Raw genomic sequence first — 19,164 nt, 5'->3', positions numbered from 1 at the left:
TTCACGACCACCGAAGTGTGCGGCGAGTTCCGTGTCCGGGCGGTCTGCCCAGGTCCGGTTGGTAACGTCCGCTGCGTGCCCTCCTCCCCGTTCCCGGCCGCCGGCCCGGCGCCGACACGCGTCCGCGACCGGCGCGCCGACCTGCTGGTCACGCTCGCCGCGCTGGCCCTGGCCCTCTGGGTGACGAGTGGCCTGTGGCGGGATCCCAACAGCCGAGCGATCACCGTCAACTCCAGCGACCAGGCGCTGTTCGAGTGGCTGCTGGCGTTCGGCGGGCACGCGCTGACACACGGGCAGAACCCGCTGTTCACCACGTTGATCAACGTCCCGGACGGGGTGAACCTCGCGGTGAACACCTCGATCACCGTGTACGCGGCGGTCTTCGCGCCGCTGACGTACCTGATCGGGCCGCCCGCGACGTTCCTGGTGATCCTCACGCTCAACCTCGCCGCGACGGCTGTCGCCTGGTACTGGCTGCTCAGCCGGCACCTGGTCGGCAGCCGGCTGGCCGCCGGTGTGGGCGCGCTGTTCATCGCCTTCTGCCCGGCGATGGTGTCGCACGCCAACGCGCACCTGAACTGGACCGCCGGCTGGCTGGTGCCGCTGCTGATCTGGGGCGTGTTCCGGCTGCGGCGTCCCGGGCGGGCGGTCACCGGCGGGATCGTGCTCGGCCTGCTGGTCGCCGTCGCGTTCTCGATCGCCGCCGAAGGGCTCTTCTTCACCGCACTGGCGCTCGGCGTGTTCCTCGCGGTGTGGGCGCTGCACCCGGCCCGCCGGTCCGAGGTGCGTGCTGCGCTGCCCCGGATGGCGGCCGGGCTGGGCGTGACAGCGCTCGTCGCCGGGGCGCTGCTGGCGTACCCGCTCTGGCTGCATTTCCTCGGACCGCAACGGTTCCACGGCACCGGGTTCGACCCGCTGATCCACTCCGAGGACATCGCAGCGTACGGGTCGTACCCGCGCCGGTCGCTGGCCGGCTGGGCCGGGTGGGGCACCTCGCTGGCTCCCAACCCGACGGAGGAGAACTCGTTCTTCGGCGTACCGCTGCTCCTGCTCGCGGTCGCCTGCTTCGCGCTGCTGTGGTGGCGCGCGGACCGGGCGTTCCGGGCCACGCTCGCGGCGCTCGGGGTGACCGCCGTGGTCTTCGCGGTGCTGTCGTGGGGGCCGACGGTGAAGTGGAACGGCCGCCGCTTCGACCAGACGCTGCCGTTCGGGGTGCTGGACAACCTGCCGGTGATCAACGCGGCGCTGCCGTCCCGGCTGGCCCTCGTCGTCGCGCCGGTCATCGGCCTGCTGCTGGCGTACGCGATCGACACGCTGCGGGCCCGGCCGCCACGACACCGGGTGAGCGGGCTCGCCTGGACGCTCGGCTTCGTCGCCGCGCTGCTGCCGCTCGTGCCGACGCCGCTGCTCACCAGCGTCCGCGAGCCGATTCCGCAGTTCATCACCAGTGGCGCCTGGCAGCGCTACGTCCCGCCCGACGGGGTGCTGACCCCGCTGCCGCTGACCGTTGACGTCTACCCGGACGGGCAGCGCTGGCAGGCGTACGCGCTGGCGAACCGGCAGGGCGAGTTCCGGATCCCCTCCGGGTTCTTCCTCGGGCCGGGCGGCCCGGAGGGCCGGGGCCGGATCGGCCCGGTGCCGCGCACCTTCGACTCGCTGATGGACCAGGCCGGCCGGACCGGGCTGGTGCCGATCATCACCGACGGCAGCATCCGCGAGTCCCGGGCGGACCTGCGCTACTGGGGGGTGCAGGCGGTGGTGCTGCCGGACCGGGTGCACGGCGCCAAGTTCGACGTCGACGAAGAGGCGCTGCGGCGCACCGCCACCGCGCTGCTCGGCCCGCCCGAGCGGGTGGAGGACGTCTGGCTGTGGCGGGTGCCGGAGTGACCGTCGCCGCGACGCGATGGCGACGAGGCTCACGGGTCCGGTTCCCGGAGGGCGGGACTAGGCTGGACGGGTGAGCGTGACGACTTCCGGGCTGACCGCCGTCCGCGCCGGCCTGCTCGACTACCAGGCCGCCTGGGACGAGCAGCGCCGGCTGCACGAGGCGGTGGTGGCCGGCGAGCAGGGCGACACCGTGCTGCTGCTGGAGCACCCCAGCGTCTACACCGCCGGCAAGCGCACCGAACCGTGGGACCGGCCGATGGACGGCACCCCGGTGGTGGACGTGGACCGCGGCGGCAAGATCACCTGGCACGGTCCGGGGCAGCTCGTCGGCTACCCGATCGTCCGGCTGCCCGACCCGGTCGACGTGGTCGCGTACGTCCGGCGCACCGAGCAGCTGCTGATCGACGTCTGCGCCGAGTTCGGGCTGGCCGCCGGCCGGGTCGAGGGGCGCAGCGGCGTGTGGGTGCCGGAGGACGACCGGGGCCCGGCCCGCAAGGTGGCCGCCATCGGCATCCGGGTGGCCCGCGGCGTCACGCTGCACGGCTTCTCCGTCAACTGCGACTGCGACCTGGGCTTCTTCGACCGGATCGTGCCCTGCGGCATCCGTGACGCCGGGGTCACCTCGCTGACCGCCGAGCTGGGCCGGCCGATCACCGTCGCCGACGTGCTGCCCGTGGTCGAGCGGCACCTGCCGACGCTGACGCAGGTCTGAGCCCCGTGCGGCTCGACCTGGTCACGCTCGTCGTGGCCGAGTACGACCCGGCCATCGCGTTCTTCACCGAGGTGCTCGGGTTCGAGCTGGCGCAGGACAGCCCGTCGCTGACCAACGACGGCCGGCCCAAGCGCTGGGTGGTGGTACGCCCACCGGGCGGCGGCACCGGCCTGCTGCTGGCCCGCGCCGACGGCGAACACCAATCCGGTGCCGTGGGCGACCAGACCCACGGGCGGGTGGGCTTCTTCCTCCAGGTCGACGACTTCGAGGCGGTGTATCGGCGGATGGTCGACGCGGGCGTCGAGTTCGTCCGCCCGCCCCGCACCGAGCCGTACGGCCGGGTCGCGGTCTTCCGCGACATCGCCGGCAACCCCTGGGACCTGCTCGGCCCGGCCTGACCGCTCCCGCTTTCCCCTCCCCACCCCCCGCCCCTCGCCCCTCGCCCTTTGCCTTTCGGCTCGCCGCGCTCGCGCCGCCCCGCCTGACCTCCCGGCCTGGCCCGTCCGCGTGGTCCTGCCCCCGGCCGCCGCGCATCGCTCGGTGCGGTGGCCGACCAGTCCCGGGTCGCCGCCCGCCCAGGGCCACCTCGCCATCGGTAACGGTAAGTAACGGGGCGCGCGCCTGCGGCATGTGACCTCTCGCCGACTTTGCTCTGCAGCCGGATCCGCAACGGTCACTCCCGGTCGATCGGTGCGCCCGTGGCTGCAGAGCAAAGTGCGCAGAGGCCATTCCCTCCCGCTCGCGGGTGACTCGCCATAACCCCTGCTCAGCGCGATTCGCCGCCGCAAAGGGCATCTCGACGACTCCGGATGCCCCATCACCGAGCGTGACCGCGAGCCCGCGCGACCTTTCATCACCCTCTGCGACCGATCCGAGCCGGTTGCGGAGGCCGGCGGCTCGACCGACTGTTCCGGCGAGCCCGCGCCTCGCCACCGGGACCGGGCGGGGGCCCGGGACCCGGACCCGGACCCGGACCCGGACCGGCCGAGCGGAACCCGCCGCCGCGGGCCGGCACGGCGCAAGCCGTGCCGGCCCGCAGCCGTCAGGGCGTGAGGCGGTGCAGGTCGCGCGGGAAGGCGGTCACCTCGCGGACGTTCGCCGCGCCGGTGAGCCGCGCGACGAACCGCTCCAGCCCGATCGCGAAACCGCCGTGCGGCGGCATGCCGTGCCGGAACGCGTCCACGTACCCGGCGTACGGCTCGACCGGCTCGCCGCGCGCCGCCAGGGCAGCCAGGTAGTCGGCGTGCCGGTGCAGCCGCTGCCCGCCGGTCACCAGCTCCACGCCCCGGAACAGCAGGTCGAAACCGTTCGAGTACGCGGGCCGGGCCGGGTCCGGATGGGTGTAGAACGGGCGCTTCGCCATCGGATAGCCGGTGACGAAGAGGAAGTCGCTGCCGTGCTCACGGAGTGCCCACTCCCCCAGCGCCCGCTCGTGCGCCGGGGCCAGGTCGGGTTCGTCGGCCGGCGCTCCGGCGATCTTCAGCGCGTCGGTGAAGTGCACCGCCGGGATCTCCGCCGGCACCTCCGGCGCCGTCACGCCGAGCGTGGCCAGCGCGCCGGCGGCCCGCTCGACGACTGTCGCCATCATCCCGGCCAGGGTGCCGCGCAGCACCGCCATCACGTCCCGGTGGTCGGTCACGAAACCCAGCTCGACGTCGAGCGACGTGTACTGGGCCAGGTGGCGCACCGTGTCGTGCGGCTCGGCGCGGAACACCGGCCCCACCTCGTAGACCCGCTCGAAGACACCGACCATGAGCTGCTTGTAGAACTGCGGCGACTGGGCCAGGTAGGCGGGCCGCCCGAACCAGTCCAGCGCGAACACGTTCGCCCCGCTCTCGGTGGACGAGGCGACCACCTTCGGCGTGTGCACCTCGACGAAGCCCTGCCCGTCGAGCGTGGCCCGGAAGCCGGACACGGCCGCCGCCGAGATCCGCAGCGCGGCGGACCGGCTCGGGTGCCGCAGCGCGGTCGGCGCGTTGTCGAGCTGGGTGGGCAGGGTGGCGGTGAGCACCGGCCGGTACAGGTCGAACGGGGGCGGGACGGCGGGCGGCCCGAGCGGACGTACCGTCGGCTCGACGACCTCGACCCCGGCGGGCGCGGTGGGGTTCGCGACCACGGTGCCGACCACCTCGACGACCGTCTCCTCGGTGAGCGCCTCGACCTGCTCGCGCACGGCGGGCGCGGCGACCACCACCTGGGCGAGCCCGGCGGCGTCGCGGAGGATCAGGAAGGCCACCGACTTGAGCAGCCGGCGGCGGTGGACCCAGCCGGCGAGTCGCACGGTGGCGCCCACATGGGCGGGGAGTTCTGCGGACAGGATGCGTTGCACGACGACTACCTCCTTGACCAATCGCAACGCGATCCCCAGGGAGGTGTGGGCGAGCGGGAACCTCGCGGTGCCACCACACCTTCGCCCCCGCCGTGGCGGGGGCCTCGTTCGTCGCCTTTTCACCGGGGCCGGCCGGGCGGGCTCTACTGGGCGCACGGCGCCGTTCTTCCCGCAGCTCGGGAGGGTCTTCACGGGCCGGCGCCAGACCGCCTCGCAGCAACCGGCGGCTCTCTCGACTGGCGGATCGGTCCGTTACTCGGCTCCGTCACAGCTCTGCCCGGCACGCTAGCACCACCCGCGCCACGCTGTGACCGGGTTTTTTCGCCCCTGGTGTCCGGTGTCACAGCGATTCCGGCGTGACGGCCGTCGCCCGCCGTTCATCGACCGGCGCCGACCGGCGTACGCTCGGTTTTGTGACGATCGAGCAATCCGCGCCGACGACTGAGCAGCCAGCGCGCACCGCGACTGTCGCCCCGGAGGGGCGGCGGATGCTGCGGATCGAGGCGCGCAACGCCGAGACGCCGATCGAGCGCAAGCCGCCGTGGATCAAGGTCAAGGCCAAGATGGGCCCGGAGTACACCCAGTTGCGCGGGCTCGTCTCGCGCGAAGGGCTGCACACCGTGTGCCAGGAGGCCGGCTGCCCCAACATCTACGAGTGCTGGGAGGACCGGGAGGCCACCTTCCTCATCGGTGGTGACCAGTGCACCCGGCGCTGCGACTTCTGTCAGATCGACACCGGCAAGCCGGCCGAGTTCGACGCCGACGAGCCGCGGCGCGTCGCCGAGTCGGTCGCCGCGATGGGCCTGCGCTACGCGACCATCACCGGTGTCGCCCGCGACGACCTGCCCGACGGCGGGGCGTGGCTCTACGCCGAGACGGTCCGGCAGATCCACGCGCTTCAGTCCGGCTGCGGCGTCGAGCTGCTCATCCCCGACTTCAACGCCGTGCCCGAGCAGCTCGCCGAGGTCTTCGGCTCGCGGCCCGAGGTGCTGGCCCACAACGTGGAGACCGTGCCGCGCATCTTCAAGCGGATCCGCCCGGCGTTCCGCTACGAGCGTTCGCTGGACGTGATCCGCCAGGCGCGGGCCGACGGCCTGGTCACCAAGAGCAACCTGATCCTCGGCATGGGCGAGGAGCGCGCCGAGGTGTCCCAGGCGCTGCGCGACCTGCACGAGGCGGGCTGCGAGCTGATCACCATCACGCAGTACCTGCGTCCCTCCCCCCGGCACCACCCGGTGACCCGCTGGGTCAAGCCGGAGGAGTTCGTCGAGCTGCGCGAGGAGGCCGAGGAGATTGGCTTCGCGGGCGTGATGAGCGGCCCGCTGGTCCGCTCGTCGTACCGTGCGGGCCGTCTCTACCAGCAGGCGCTCGACGCCCGCCGGGAAGTCACCGTCGCCGGCTGAGGCCGGCCGACCACCGCGTCACCCGCCGCCGGCCGCCCGCCGGATGCCATGATCACAGGCATGACCGCCGGGGTACGCGAGGAGCCACGCGAAGCCGTGCGCCCTCGTACGCCCCGGCGGCTGCCGTTGCCGACGCTACTCGCCCTGCTCGTCGGGTTCGCCGGGGTGGGCTACCGGCTGGCGCTGCTGTTCGCCGACGTGCCGCCCACCAACAGCGACGAGGCGACGATGGGGCTGGCCGCCCTGCACATCGCCCGCGGTGAGGGCTTCCCGGTCTGGTTCTACGGCCAGGCGTACATGGGCACGCTGGAGGCGTACCTGGCCGCGCCGCTGGTCGCGCTCGCCGGGCCGTCGGTGCTCGTGCTGCGGCTGCCCACGCTCGCGTTGTACGCGTTGTTCCTGCTGCTGTCCTGGCGGCTGACCCGGCGGCTCGGCGGTGACCGCTGGTACGCCCTGCTCGTCGTCGCCGTGCTGGCGCTCGGCGCGGACCGGGTGGTGAAGAACCAGCTCATCGCCGGTGGCGGCTATCCGGAGCTGAACCCGGCCGGTGCGGCGCTGGCGCTGCTCACGGTCGGGCTCTGCGTGAGCGGGCCGGGCGCGCGGCTGCCCCGCTGGGCGGCGTGGGGACTGATCTCCGGGGTGCTGCTCTGGGTGGACCCGCTGATCCTGCCGTACGTGCTGACGCTCGGCGTGCTGCTCGTGGCGCGGCGCCGGCGGGAACTGGCCGGCCTGGCCGGGCTGGTGCTGGCCGGCGCGCTGCTGCTGGGCGCGGCCCCGATGCTGGTGGACAGCATCCGGCACGGTCGCAACCCGGTGACCGCGGTGCTGGCCGCGGGTGGCTCCGGCACTGCTGCGGACTGGGCGGACCGGCTGCACGGCGCGCTGGTCCTCGGGCCACCGCTGGCGATGGGCTTCTGCTCACCCGGCCGGTGTGCCACCTGGCAGCTCTGGTGGGCCGTCGCGTTCCCGGTGCTGCTGGTGCTCGCCGCGCTCACCGCGTGGCACACCCTGCGCCGCGCTTCCGGCCGTCCGGGTTCGGCGGTGCGGGTGTCGGCCGGGGTGCGGCTGGCGCTGCTCGGCGGCGCGGCGGGCGTGCTGGCCGCGTACGCGGTGAGCAACGCGGCCGGGCAGACGCCGATCGAGAGCAGTCGTTACCTGTCGTGCCTGGCGGTCGCCGTGCCCGCCCTGCTCTGGCCACTGTGGCAGGCCGCCCGCCCGCTCGCCAGGCCGCGCCGGCTCGCCGAGGTGGCGGCATCCGACCCGCTCACCCAACGCCAGCTCGCCGAGGTGGCTGCATCGGAGGAGGGTGCATACCGCCGTCTCCCCGAGGTGGAGTCGATCAAGGCGACCGGCGGGCGGACGGCCGGGCCGAAGGCCCGGGCGGCGGGCGTCGGGGCGGTGGCAGTGCTCGCGGGTGTACTCGGCACCGGCGCGTCGGCCACAGTGGACGTCATCCGGGCGGCGCCCGACGTGCACGCCGAGGCGGACCGGCACCGGTCGCTGGTGGACACGCTCGGCGCGCTCGACGTCCGGAACGTCCGCGGCGGCTACTGGACGTGCAACCGGCTCACCTACGCCACCGGCGAGAACGTGGTCTGTGCTGTGGTCGACGACGACCTGACCCCGGGTTTCGACCGGTTGCCCGCGTACCGGCGGGAGGTGGCGGCCGACCCGGGCGCGGCGTGGGTGGCGCAGCCCGGCTCGCCGCTGGCCGCCCGGCTGGACGCGCGCCTCGGCCCCGAACCGGGCGCGCTCGACGTCGTCACCGTCGCCGGCTGGCGGATCTACCTGCCCCGCCGCTGACGCGGACGCGGCGCGCTACCGGACGCGGCGCTGTGCCGGGGCGGGTGGCGAAGCGTCGAGCAGGCCGAGGCGGTGGGCCAGCGCGGCGGCCTCGACCCGGTTGGTCACGTCGAGCTTGGCGATGATCCGGGACACGTGCACACTCGCCGTCTTCGGCGAGATGAACAGCCGCTCGGCGATCCGGCTGTTGCTGTGCCCCTCGGCGACCAGCCGCAACACCTCCTGCTCCCGGCTGGTCAGCAGGTCCGGCCCGGGTCGCCCGGTGCCCCGCAGCCCCACCCGGCGGGCCAGCGTCGCCGCCTGCTCGCCCAGCGGGATGGCGCCCAGCCGGGCGGCCAGCTCGGCCGTCTCCCGTACCGCGGCGGCGACCTCGTCCCGCTCGCCCGCCGCCGCGGCCGCCTCGGCCAGCCCGAGCAGCGCCCGGCCCAGCGGGTACGGCTGCCCGGCCGCCCGCCACGCCGCCACGGCCTCCCGCCACGCGGCGAGCGCCTCGGCGGGAGCGGCGGGGCCGAGCCCGGTCAGGACGGCGGTGACGTGGGCCGCGTGGGCGTGCTCGGCCGGGTGCCGGGCGGGCAGCGCGGCGGCCACCGCCGACACCTCGGCGGCGAGCGTCGCGTCCCCGCTCACGGCGGCGGTACGCGCCAGCGCGTTGAGCAGCGGCCAGCCCTCCCGCGGCAGGTCGGCCAGGTGCGCGTCGGCCAGGGCGGCGCGCGCCGCGCGTACCGCCTCCAGCTTGTCGTCGGCGGCGAGCGCGGCCTCCACGCGCAGCTCGTGCAGCGGCAGCCGGTGGTTCGGCCAGAGGTAGGGCCGGCTGAGGAACGCCAGCGCCCGCCCGACGACCTCGTCGGCGCCGGGATGGGCGCGGGCCAGGTGGAGCCCGGCGCGCAGTTGCAGCCAGTGCAGCCCGGACACGCCGGGCGGGTCGATCCGGGCCGCCTCGGCGCAGGTGGCGTCCGCCTCGTCCCAGCGGCCCAGCGCGATCAGCGCCTCGGCCCGGTTCGACAGCAGGTACGCCCCGATCGAGCGGCTGATGCCGACCCGGCGCGCCTCGCTCACCCCGGCCGCGGCTGCCTGTTCGGACTCGTCGTAGCGGCCCAGTTCGTAGAGCACGTCGGAGATGAACACCAGCGCACTGACCAGGGCCCACGAGTCACCGGCGGCACGGGCCCGCGCCTCGACCCCGCGCAGCTCGGCCAGCCCGCGCTCCGGGGTGCCGTCGAGGCGGTGCAGCAGGGCGATCCGGGTGGGCAGCAGCACCAGGTCGGTGCCGACCTCGGACGCGCCGGCCGCGGCTTCGGCGGCGACCGAGGCGGCCTCGCGCGGGTCGACCTTCATCAGGTGCGACGCGATGTCGGCCAGCACGGCGAACCGTTCCGGACCGTCGGGGGCGCCGGCCGCCAGCCGGTACGCCTCGCGCAGCTCGGCCGCGCCGTCGCTCTTGCCGAGCAGCGCGAACAGCCGGCCGCGATGGTCGAGCAGGCGGGCGGCGCGCAGCGGCTCGGCGCCGGGGTCGACCTCGGCGAGCGCGGCCCGGGTGAGCGTGAGCGCGCGGCTGAGGTCACCGGCGGTGACCGCGGCGGTGAGCGTGTCCTCCAGCACCCGCAGGTGGTCCATGCCGAGCCGGTCGGCGGCGTCGGGCACCTGCTCCCACAGTTCGAGGACGCGCTCCAGCAGGCGGCTCTGCTCCGCGTACGCGTACCGTTCGGCCGCCGCCTCGGCGGCGACCAGGGCGGCGGTGAGCGCGCGCGGGTGGTCGTGCGCGGCGTACCAGTGGTGGGCGATCTCGGCCGGAGCGCGACCGGCGGCGACCAGGTGGGGTTGGGCCTCGATCGCGGCGGCGTACCGGGCGTGCAGCCGCGCGTGCTCGCCGGGCAGCAGGTCGTCGTGCACGGCCTCGCGGACCAGCGCGTGCCGGAACTCGTAGTCGCCGTCCGGGTCGGCCACCACAAGCTGCCCGGCGACGGCGGCGCGCAGCGCGTCCTCCAGTTCGGCCTCGGGCAGGCCGGCCACCTCGGCGAGCAGTTGGTGGGCGAAGCGGGTGCCTCCGGCGGCGGCGATCCGCAGCACCCGCTGGGCCGGCTCGGGCAGCCGGTCGACGCGGGCCAGCAGCAGGTCGCGCAGCGTCTCCGGGATGGCCGCGCAGCCGACCGGGCCGCCGGCGGCGGCCAGCTCCTCGATGAAGAACGGATTGCCCTGGGTGCGTTCGTGCACGTCGTCGACGGTCCGGGCGTACTGCTCGGTGCCGAGCAGGTCGGCCAGCACGGCGGCGGTGCCGTCGCGGTCGAGACGGCCCAGCTCGATCCGGTCCACGCCGCGGACCCGGTCCAGCTCGGCGAGGAACGGCCGCAGCGGGTGCCCGCGGTGCAGCTCGTCGGTGCGGTACGTGCAGACCACCAGCAGGCGGGTGGCGCGGGCGGCCCGCACCAGGAAGCCGATGAGATCCCGGGTGGACCGGTCGGCCCAGTGCAGGTCCTCGATCACCAGCACCAGCGGGCGTTCCTCGGCGATCCGCCGGAACAGGTCGGCGACCAAGTCGAACAGGTAGCCGCGCGGGGTGTCGGCGAGCGCCGGCCCGGCGGGCGCGGCGACGCCTGCGGGCATCCGGGCGAGTTCCGGCAGCAGCCGGGCGAACTCCGCCTCGTAGCCGGCGAAGGCGGCCGGCCCGTCGTGGCGCAGCACGTCGCGCAGCGCGGCGGCGAACGGGGCGAACGGCAGGCCGGCCTCGCCCAGCTCCAGGCACTGGCCGACGAGCAGCCGTGCGCCGGCGGCGTCCACCTGCGTGCCGAACTCCTCCAGCAGCCGGGTCTTGCCGACACCCGCCTCGCCGCCGACGAGCACCGTCGCCGGCTCGCCGGACCTCGACCGGGCCAGCGCGTCGCCGAGCGCGGTCAGCTCGGTCCGGCGGCCGACGAGGACGGTGCTGGCGGCGCGTACGGTCACGCCGTCGAGCATGCCACGCGCCCCCGACGGCCCGACCGGGCCGATCGGGCCGCGCGTCGCCGCCGGTCCGGCCGCCCCCGTGACGGCCGGACCGGCGAACTCCCCTGCGGCACTGGCCGCGCCCACGATCCCGGGGACGGCCGGACCGGCGAACTGCCCTGCGGCACCGGCCGCGCCCACGATCCCGGGGACGGCCGGACCGGCGAACCCGCCTGCGGCACCGGCCGCACCGGCGAGTCCGGCGACGGCCGCCGGTGCGGTCACCGGCGGGCGTCGGTGGTGCGGGCGTTGTGCTGCCGGCGGCTGAGCCAGCCGCGCGGGTGCCGCCGTGGCAGCGACCGGGCGAGCCGGTCCTGTGCGGCGTCGGCCTGCAACTCGGAGGCGTGGCTGCGGTGGATGCTGAGGATGAAGTCCGCGTCGTTGCCGAACATCTCGATCTCCCTTGTCGTGCGGTGTCGCTCCCTGTCGAGATCGACTCTCCGCGCGAAGGTGCCCCCGGGGCATGGGTACGCCGCCTGATCTTCGCCCGCCCGGCCTCCTTACCGGCGGGCCGGTTCGGGCCGGCGCGGCGGTAAGGTACTCAGCCCTCGGCGGAAGAGGCGGCCACGGATCAACGTGATGTGCGCCGACCACTAGACTCTGCGGTATGGCAAAGCCCCAGGAGAAGGTCTCGTTCGGCCAGCGGCTGAAGCAGATCGGGATGGTGTTCCGGTTCACCGCCAAGCAGGACAAGTGGTTCGCGCCGCTGACCGCGGCGGCGGTGCTGATCCCGCTCGCGCTCACCGTGGTCGCGGTGATCGCCTGGGGCTGGCTCTGGCTGCCGATCGGCATCCTGCTCGCCCTGCTGGCCGTGCTGATCGTGCTCAACCTGCGCTCCAACAAGGCGATGATGAACGCCGCCGAGGGGCAGCCGGGCGCGGCGGCGCAGATCATGGAGAGCATGCGCGGCGACTGGCGGGTCACCCCGGCGGTCAGCTCCACCACCCAGATGGACATGGTGCACCTGGTGGTGGGCCGGCAGGGCGTGATCCTGCTGGCCGAGGGCAACCCGCAGCGCGTACGCGGCCTGCTCGGCCAGGAGAAGCGCCGCCTGGCGAAGGTGATCGGCACCGCCCCGCTGCACGACTACGTGATCGGGCAGGGCGAGGGTGAGCTGCCGGTCCGCAAGCTGCGGATGACGCTGATGCGGCTGCCCCGCGCCCTGTCCCCGAAGGACGTCAACGCGCTCGACAAGCGGCTCAAGGCGCTCACCGCGCGGCCGCAGATGCCCAAGGGCGCGATCCCGAAGAACATGCGGCCGGCGCGCGGCGCGTTCCGGCAGACCCGGGGTCGCTGACCTCCGGCGTACGCGAAGAAGGAGCCGGTCCCCGTGCGGGGCCGGCTCCTTCGTCGTGCGGGTCAGCGGCGCGGGGCGTCGGTGACGACCGACCCGGAGAGCCGGTCGTGCAGGCCCCGCCGGTGCTCGTCCATGAGCAGGGCCGGCACCACGAGGGCCAGCAGGAGGCCGCGCAGCAGGCCCCGGAGCAGCCCGATCCGGCCGCCGTCGGCCCAGGACACGCAGCGCAGCCGGGTCAGGAACATGCCGGGGGTCTGGGCGAACAGGCCGATGAAGAAGCCGTACTCCAGGATCAGCACCAGGACCGGCGGCCAGCCGTCGCGGACCGGGTCGGAGAAGGCCCGGGCGACCATCAGGCACAGCACCCAGTCGATGATCAGGGCGCCGAAGCGGCGGCCGAGGCTGGGCGGGGTGAAGGCGGGGTCGGTGGCGGGCGGCACCGGTGTGGCGGCGGTATCGGTCACAGCGGCCAGGGTAGCGCCGCCGCGACCCCTGACGAAAAATACGACATTCAGCATCAGAGCGTGCCGGGATGACGCTCCGCAAGCGACGTAACACGGCGGAAACAGACGAGACACGGCCGGGCAACCCCCCGGCCATAGCGTCGCCAGTAGCCAGCTACCGGAGTGGACCTGCCAGGAGGACGTGTGTTCGCCAATTCCGAGGAACTCCTGCGATACCTCGCCAACGAGGACGTGAAGTTCGTCGACGTACGTTTCTGTGACCTGCCCGGCGTGATGCAGCACTTCAACCTGCCGGTCGAGTCGTTCGACGACAGCGTCTTCACCGACGGCCTCGCCTTCGACGGATCCTCGATCCGCGGCTTCCAGGCCATCCACGAGTCCGACATGCTCCTGCTGCCGGACGTCGCCACCGCCTTCATCGACCCGTTCCGGGCCCAGAAGACGCTCGCGCTGAACTTCTTCATCCACGACCCGTTCACCCGCGAGGCGTACTCCCGCGACCCGCGCAACGTGGCGAAGAAGGCCGAGGCGTACCTCGCCGCCAGCGGCATCGCCGACACCGCCTACTTCGGGGCGGAGGCGGAGTTCTACATCTTCGACTCCATCCGCCACGAGACCTCCGCGCACCAGTCGTTCTACTACATCGACTCGATCGAGGGCGCCTGGAACAGCGGCCGGATCGAGGAGGGCGGCAACCGGGGTTACAAGACCGCGTACAAGGGCGGCTACTTCCCGGTGCCGCCGGTGGACCACTACGCCGACCTGCGCGACCGGATCGTGCGGCGCCTCGTCGACGGCGGCTTCACCGTCGAGCGTTCGCACCACGAGGTCGGCACCGCGGGCCAGTCGGAGATCAACTACAAGTTCTCCACGCTGCTGCACGCCGCCGACCAGCTCCAGCTGTTCAAGTACATCGTCAAGAACGAGACCTGGGCCGCCGGCAAGACCGCGACGTTCATGCCCAAGCCGCTGTTCGGTGACAACGGCTCCGGCATGCACACCCACCAGAGCCTCTGGCGCGGCGGCGAGCCGCTGTTCTACGACGAGACCGGCTACGCCGGCCTGTCCGACACCGCCCGCTGGTACATCGGCGGCCTCCTGCACCACGCCCCGTCGCTGCTGGCCTTCACCAACCCGACGGTGAACTCCTACCGTCGTCTGGTGCCGGGCTTCGAGGCGCCGGTGAACCTGGTCTACTCCCAGCGCAACCGCTCGGCCTGCACCCGCATCCCGGTGACCGGCAGCAACCCGAAGGCCAAGCGCGTCGAGTTCCGGGTGCCGGACCCGTCGAGCAACCCGTACCTGGCGTTCTCGGCCATGATGATGGCCGGCCTGGACGGCATCAAGAACAAGATCGAGCCGCCGGCGCCGATCGACAAGGACCTCTACGACCTCCCGCCGGAGGAGTGGGGCGACGTCAAGCAGGTGCCCGGTTCGCTGCCGGAGGTGCTCAACGCGCTCGAGGCCGACCACGACTACCTGCTCGACGGCGGAGTGTTCACGCCGGACCTGATCTCCACCTGGGTCGACTGGAAGCGGGCCAACGAGGTCGACCCGGTGCGTCTGCGCCCGACCCCGCACGAGTTCGCGATGTACTTCGACTGCTGAGCACGTACGTCAGCACCGGCCGGGCCGGCTTCGCGATGGCGGAGCCGGCCCGGCCGTTTACGCGGTACGGCGGCGCAGCGCGGCCCGGACGCCGCCCACCGCGACGACCACCACCAGCACCGTCATCAGCACCGCGCCCGGCGCCTTGCTGAACCGGGCCAGGTTGGATCCGTCCGGCAGGGTGAGCGCCGAGGCCACCGCGCAGGGCGCCACGAACCAGACCTGCCGGGCCAGCGGCACCGCCGCGACCGCGAGCAGCGTCAGCGGCCAGATCGCGTACCAGGGGTGGAAGACCGGGGCGAGCAGCACCGTGGCGGCGAGCGCCAGCCCCGCGCCGAGCAGCGCCACCCGCGGGCGGGCCAGCGTCAGCCGGGCCACCCGCTGCCGGGCGTCGTTGAGCCGCCGCAGCCGCGTCCACGCCTGCCACCAGAGCGCCACCAGCGTCGCGGCCAGCAGCACCAGCGCGGCCGCCCGGACCACCGGCACCGCCTGCGGCCGTAGCCCGGCCAGCTCACCGGCGTAGTCGATCACGAACCCGACGGCGGTGGGCGGGGAGGTCCACTGCTGCGAGTCGCCGCTGTGGCCGAGCCCTCCCACCCAGCCCAGCCCGAGGCCGGTGGCGAGCGACACGACGAGCAGCGTGCCGAGCACCGACGCGGCCAGCTGCCCGCCGTCGCGCAGCAGCGCCCGCCAGGTGTAGCGGCCGAGCACCGCGGCGAGCGCCGCGAACGGCAGCGCCACCACCGCGACCGCCTTCACCGCCACGGCAAGGCCCAGCAGCACACCGGCCACCAGCAGCGCGCGCGGCTTGCCCGGCAGGCGGACCAGCACCAGCAGGCCGAGCAGGAGCAGCCCGAGCGCGAGCGCGTCGTTGTGCGCGCCCGCCACCAGGTGGATCCCGACCAGCGGGCACGCGAGCACCAGCCAGGCGGCCCGCCGGGTGGGCACCCCGGCGGCACGGGCCAGGCCGGGCAGGCAGAGCGCGGTCAGCAGCACACCGGCCACCGCGACCAGCCGCAGCGCCACGACCGTCCCGATCAGGCCGCCACCGGCGAGGACGGCGAGCCCGGCCAGCAGGACGAAGAACGGCCCGTACGGCGCCGGGGTGTCCCGCCAGATCGGCGACACCGAGTCGGTCCACGGACAGCCGGCCGCCGCGACCCCCACCCGGTACGGGCTGAGCCCCTGCGTCCACGTCCAGCCCTGGCAGGCGTACGAGTAGACGTCGCGGCTGCCGATCGGCGGCGCGGCGAGCATCGGCAGCGACCAGAGCCCGGCGGTCAGGTACGCCCACCGGCCGGACGGGGCGCCCCACCGCAGCGACCACCAGGCGCCCACCAGCAGCAGCGTCCCGGCCAGCCAGCAGGCGAGCGCCGCCGGCCCGTTCGGTGCGTGCCAGATCGCGGCGAGCGAGCCGCGCGGGGGCGTGCCTGGTAGCGCGCCGCCGAGCCACCCGCCGACGGTGAGCAGCACGGCCCCGGCGAGGCCGGCGTAGCGGGCGAGACCGGCGGCGATCGGCCGGACGGGTCCGTCGGGCTCGCTCACCGGCACACTCCTCAGTCCACGGGAACCGGCTGCCGGCCCTTGCGAGCCGACCGTACCAACCACACGACCAGCCCGATCACGAACAGGGTCATCAGCGGCGCACCGGGCATCTTGGAGTACCGGGCCAGCCCGGTGCCGTCGGCCAGCACGAGGAACGACGACACCACTGTGACGATCGAGAACCAGAGCGTGCGGCGTGCGGTGGCGGCGAGCACCGCCAGCGGCCACAGCCAGTACCAGGGGTGGAACAGCGGGGAGAGCGCGACGGTGGCGGTCAGCGCCAGCCCGGCGTGCCAGAACGGCTCACCGCGACGGAACGACCGGAACCAGAGCCAGATCAGCACCGCGATCAGCACGACCATGCCGATCGCCCGGGTCACCGGCAGCGCGTCGACGTGCACGCCGAACGGCGCCAGCAGGTAGCCGACGGTCTGCCCGACCGCCGTCGGCGGCGAGGTCCAGGCCACCACCAGCCCGCCCTGTTCCAGCCCGCTGACGAACCCCAGCCCCAGGCCGGAGGCGACCGTCACCGCGGCGAGCGCCGCGAGCGAGCCGCCGACCACCCACCCGCCGTCGCGCACGAGCGTCCTGATCCGGTACGCCCCGACGATCGCGGCCAGCGCGGCGAACGGCATCACGACCAGCGCGGTGACCTTGACGGCGGCGGCGAGTCCGAGCAGCACCCCACCGGCGAGCAGCGGTCCGGGCCGGCCCGGACGGGCCGCCACCACCGCCAGCCCGGCGACCAGTAAGCCGATCATCAGCGCGTCGTTGTGCGCGCCGGAGACCAGGTGCACGGGCACCAGCGGGCTCGCCAGCGCCAGCCAGAGCGCCCGCCGCGGCGGCACCCCGCACCGGCGGGCCAGCACCGGCAGCGCCCACGCGGTGAGCGCCACCCCGGCCACGGCGAGCACCCGGAACAGCGCGACGGCGGCGAGCAGCGAACCGGTGGCCTCCACCACCGCACCGGCGAGCAGCACGAACAGCGGCCCGTACGGCGCCGGGGTGTCCCGCCAGATGTAGGAGATGGTGTCCAGCCAGGGGCAGGGCAGCGCCGACACGCCCTGCTCGTAGGGGTTGATCCCGGCCGAGAAGCTGGCGCCCTGGCAGGCGTACGCGTACACGTCGCGGCTGCCCAGCGGCGGCGCGACCAGCATCGGTGCCAGCCAGAGCGCGACGGTGACCAGCACCCAGCCCGACGACGGCACCCGGTCCCGCAGCGACCACCACGCCCACGCCAGCAGCGCGGCGCCGACCAGCCACAACCCGATGATCAGCGGCCCGTTCGGGCCCTGCCAGATGCTGACCGGGGTGGGACGCAACTCGCCGTCGGGCAGGGCGCCACCGAGGAACGCGGCCACGGCGAGCAGCACCGAACCCGCCAGGCCGATCCAGCGCGAGAGGTGGTGAGGCACGCCGGACATGCTGCCAGTACGGTGGTTCGCGATCAGGAGGTGGGCATGCGGGGCGGTCGGGTGGTGGCGGTCTCCGCCGTGTCTGCGCTCGTCCTCGCCGCGCTCCACCTCACCCTGCCGGCCACCGGCTCGGACCTGTCCGCGCAGGTCGCCCGCGCCGGCTTCTTCGCCGAGCACGGGGCCGCCCTGGTCGACCTGCGCTGGTACGGCGGTGTGCACCCGTGGGGCTACAGCCTCGTCTCGCCGCCGCTGATGGCGCTGCTCGGGGTACGCGTCACCGGCGCGCTCGCCCTGCTCGCCTCCGCCACCGCGTTCGCCGCCCTGCTGGTGCGGATCCGGGTGCCCCGCCCGCTGCTCGGCAGCCTGGTGGGCGTGGTCACGATCGCCGGCAACCTGGTCTCCGGCCGGGTCACCTACGCCCTCGGCGTCGCGTTCGGCCTGGCCGCGCTGCTCGCGCTCACCGTCCCCGCCCGCCGCACCCGCCTCGCCGCCGCTGATGCCGCTGGCGAGCCGGCCGATCCCGGCCTTGCCGGTGCCGGGCCGGACGGTCCCGGCGCTGCCGGTGGTGGCCGGAGTGTCTGGGCGGCCGTCGCCGCCGGTGCCGCCGCGCTGCTCGCCTCGGCGGCCAGCCCGGTGGCCGGGCTGTTCGTCGGGCTCGCCGGCGTCGCGCTGCTGCTGACCCGCCGGTACGCCGACGGCCTGCTGCTCGCCGTACCGGCCGCCGCGCCGCTCGCCGTGACCGGGCTGCTGTTCGGCGAGGGCGGCTGGATGAACATCAGCACGGCCGACACCGTGCACGCCGTGGTGACGAGTCTGGTGGTGGCGGCGCTCGTGGCGTACCGGCCGGTGCGGGTGGGCGCGCTGCTGTCCGCGGCCGGGGTGCTCGCGTCGGCGCTGCTGCACACCCCGGTCGGGCTGAACGCGACCCGCCTGGTCGTGATGTTCGCGCTGCCGGTGCTGGCCGCCGCCGCGACGCTTCCCGCCCCGCTCGCCGATCGGCTCCGCGCCGCCGGCCGGCGCTCCCGGGTGGCCGGCGCAGTCGGGCTGGCCGCTCTGCTCGCGGTGGTCTGCTGGTGGCAGCCGCCGGTGGTCACCGCCGACCTGCGCAGCGCCGACGACCCGACGGCCGACCCGGCGTACTTCGCGCCGCTGCGTGCGGAGCTGGCCCGGCGCGGGCTCACCGGGCGGGTGGAGGTGCCGCCGACCCGCAACTACTGGGAGGCGGCCCACATGGGGGACGTACCGCTGGCCCGGGGCTGGCTGCGGCAGGCCGACATCGACCGCAACGCACTGTTCTTCACCACTGTGCCCGGCGCGGACGGCACCGGCGTCCCGCTGACCCCGATCACCTACCGGGACTGGCTGGCCGACAACGCGGTGCAGTACGTGGCCGTGCCCGATGCCGAGTTCTCCTGGGTGGGGTCGTCGGAGGCGAAGCTGGTGGAGACGGGCCAGCCGTACCTGACCGAGGTCTGGTCGGACCGGCACTGGAAGCTGTACGCGGTCGCCGAGCCCACCCCGCTCGTCGGCGCGCCGGGTGAGCTGGTCCGCCAGGACGGCGCCTCGATCACGTTCCGCACCCCCGCCGCCGGTCCGATCCCGATCCGGGTACGCCACGACCGCTGGCTGACCGTCGACGGCGGCGCCGAGGTCATCCGAGACGGCAAGTGGACCACAGTGACGGTCCCCCGAGCCGGCACCTACACCCTCAAAAGCTGACCC

The 19,164-nt window shown here is 74.4% G+C and carries 14 protein-coding genes; 8 read left to right on the top strand and 6 right to left on the bottom strand.

Going from position 1 to position 19,164, the window contains the following annotated elements; all coding sequences use genetic code 11:
• The first annotated feature begins 75 nt into the window (after nucleotides 1-75).
• From EAD96_RS25340 to EAD96_RS25330, 3 genes are all read left to right on the top strand, one after another.
• Nucleotides 76-1,887 (top strand): DUF2079 domain-containing protein, encoded by a 1,812-nt coding sequence (locus EAD96_RS25340; protein WP_199733295.1) that lies wholly within the window; start codon nucleotides 76-78, stop codon nucleotides 1,885-1,887.
• Between the two features lie 70 nt (nucleotides 1,888-1,957).
• On the top strand, nucleotides 1,958-2,599 hold the full coding sequence (gene lipB, locus EAD96_RS25335; protein WP_043329324.1) for a lipoyl(octanoyl) transferase LipB: 642 nt from the start codon (nucleotides 1,958-1,960) through the stop codon (nucleotides 2,597-2,599).
• 5 nt (nucleotides 2,600-2,604) lie between these two features.
• Complete coding sequence (locus EAD96_RS25330; protein ID WP_121686030.1) at nucleotides 2,605-2,997, top strand: VOC family protein; 393 nt, start codon at nucleotides 2,605-2,607, stop codon at nucleotides 2,995-2,997.
• Between the two features lie 644 nt (nucleotides 2,998-3,641).
• Here the strand turns inward: EAD96_RS25330 and aspS are convergent.
• Entirely contained in the window at nucleotides 3,642-4,928 is a 1,287-nt protein-coding gene (gene aspS, locus EAD96_RS25320) for an aspartate--tRNA(Asn) ligase (RefSeq protein ID WP_121686039.1), read from the bottom strand.
• Between the two features lie 356 nt (nucleotides 4,929-5,284).
• On the opposite strand from aspS, the gene lipA reads away from it, so the two are divergent.
• Both lipA and EAD96_RS25310 read left to right on the top strand, forming a co-directional pair.
• Entirely contained in the window at nucleotides 5,285-6,331 is a 1,047-nt protein-coding gene (lipA, locus tag EAD96_RS25315) for a lipoyl synthase (protein ID WP_120568722.1), read from the top strand.
• Between the two features lie 60 nt (nucleotides 6,332-6,391).
• Nucleotides 6,392-8,134: a DUF423 domain-containing protein gene (locus EAD96_RS25310; protein ID WP_233586171.1), complete on the top strand. Its 1,743-nt coding sequence runs from the start codon at nucleotides 6,392-6,394 to the stop codon at nucleotides 8,132-8,134.
• A gap of 15 nt (nucleotides 8,135-8,149) precedes the next feature.
• Here the strand turns inward: EAD96_RS25310 and EAD96_RS25305 are convergent, their stop codons facing one another.
• Both EAD96_RS25305 and EAD96_RS31255 read right to left on the bottom strand, forming a co-directional pair.
• Nucleotides 8,150-11,338 (bottom strand): AAA family ATPase, encoded by a 3,189-nt coding sequence (locus EAD96_RS25305; RefSeq protein ID WP_233586170.1) that lies wholly within the window; start codon nucleotides 11,336-11,338, stop codon nucleotides 8,150-8,152.
• Complete coding sequence (locus tag EAD96_RS31255) at nucleotides 11,335-11,505, bottom strand: hypothetical protein (protein ID WP_162959008.1); 171 nt, start codon at nucleotides 11,503-11,505, stop codon at nucleotides 11,335-11,337. The genes EAD96_RS25305 and EAD96_RS31255 overlap by 4 nt, the downstream gene beginning before the upstream one ends.
• A 215-nt stretch (nucleotides 11,506-11,720) precedes the next feature.
• Here EAD96_RS31255 and EAD96_RS25300 point away from each other — a divergent pair, with 215 nt between their 5' ends.
• Nucleotides 11,721-12,410 carry a DUF4191 domain-containing protein gene (locus EAD96_RS25300; protein WP_120568720.1) on the top strand — a complete coding sequence of 230 codons (690 nt, stop codon included), beginning with the start codon at nucleotides 11,721-11,723 and terminating at the stop codon, nucleotides 12,408-12,410.
• 62 nt (nucleotides 12,411-12,472) lie between these two features.
• Here the strand turns inward: EAD96_RS25300 and EAD96_RS25295 are convergent, their stop codons facing one another.
• Nucleotides 12,473-12,928, bottom strand: coding sequence for an RDD family protein (locus EAD96_RS25295; RefSeq protein WP_120568719.1), 456 nt, complete (start codon nucleotides 12,926-12,928; stop codon nucleotides 12,473-12,475).
• A gap of 129 nt (nucleotides 12,929-13,057) precedes the next feature.
• Here EAD96_RS25295 and glnA point away from each other — a divergent pair, with 129 nt between their 5' ends.
• Entirely contained in the window at nucleotides 13,058-14,482 is a 1,425-nt protein-coding gene (glnA, locus tag EAD96_RS25290) for a type I glutamate--ammonia ligase (RefSeq protein WP_013287749.1), read from the top strand.
• Between the two features lie 57 nt (nucleotides 14,483-14,539).
• On the opposite strand, the gene mptB (EAD96_RS25285) is transcribed toward glnA, so the two are convergent.
• On the bottom strand, nucleotides 14,540-16,027 hold the full coding sequence (mptB, locus tag EAD96_RS25285; protein WP_121686028.1) for a polyprenol phosphomannose-dependent alpha 1,6 mannosyltransferase MptB: 1,488 nt from the start codon (nucleotides 16,025-16,027) through the stop codon (nucleotides 14,540-14,542).
• Nucleotides 16,028-16,038: 11 nt separating this feature from the next.
• Nucleotides 16,039-17,442: a polyprenol phosphomannose-dependent alpha 1,6 mannosyltransferase MptB gene (mptB, locus tag EAD96_RS25280; protein WP_199733294.1), complete on the bottom strand. Its 1,404-nt coding sequence runs from the start codon at nucleotides 17,440-17,442 to the stop codon at nucleotides 16,039-16,041.
• Between the two features lie 45 nt (nucleotides 17,443-17,487).
• Here mptB (EAD96_RS25280) and EAD96_RS25275 point away from each other — a divergent pair, with 45 nt between their 5' ends.
• A complete protein-coding gene (locus EAD96_RS25275) occupies nucleotides 17,488-19,161 on the top strand; it encodes a hypothetical protein (protein WP_120568717.1) in 1,674 nt (557 codons plus the stop codon).
• Nucleotides 19,162-19,164: the final 3 nt, after the last annotated feature.

Origin of the sequence: Micromonospora sp. BL1 (assembly GCF_003667485.1) — a bacterium.
Lineage (GTDB): Bacteria > Actinomycetota > Actinomycetes > Mycobacteriales > Micromonosporaceae > Micromonospora > Micromonospora tulbaghiae.
This window is presented reverse-complemented; position numbering and strand designations above follow the sequence as displayed.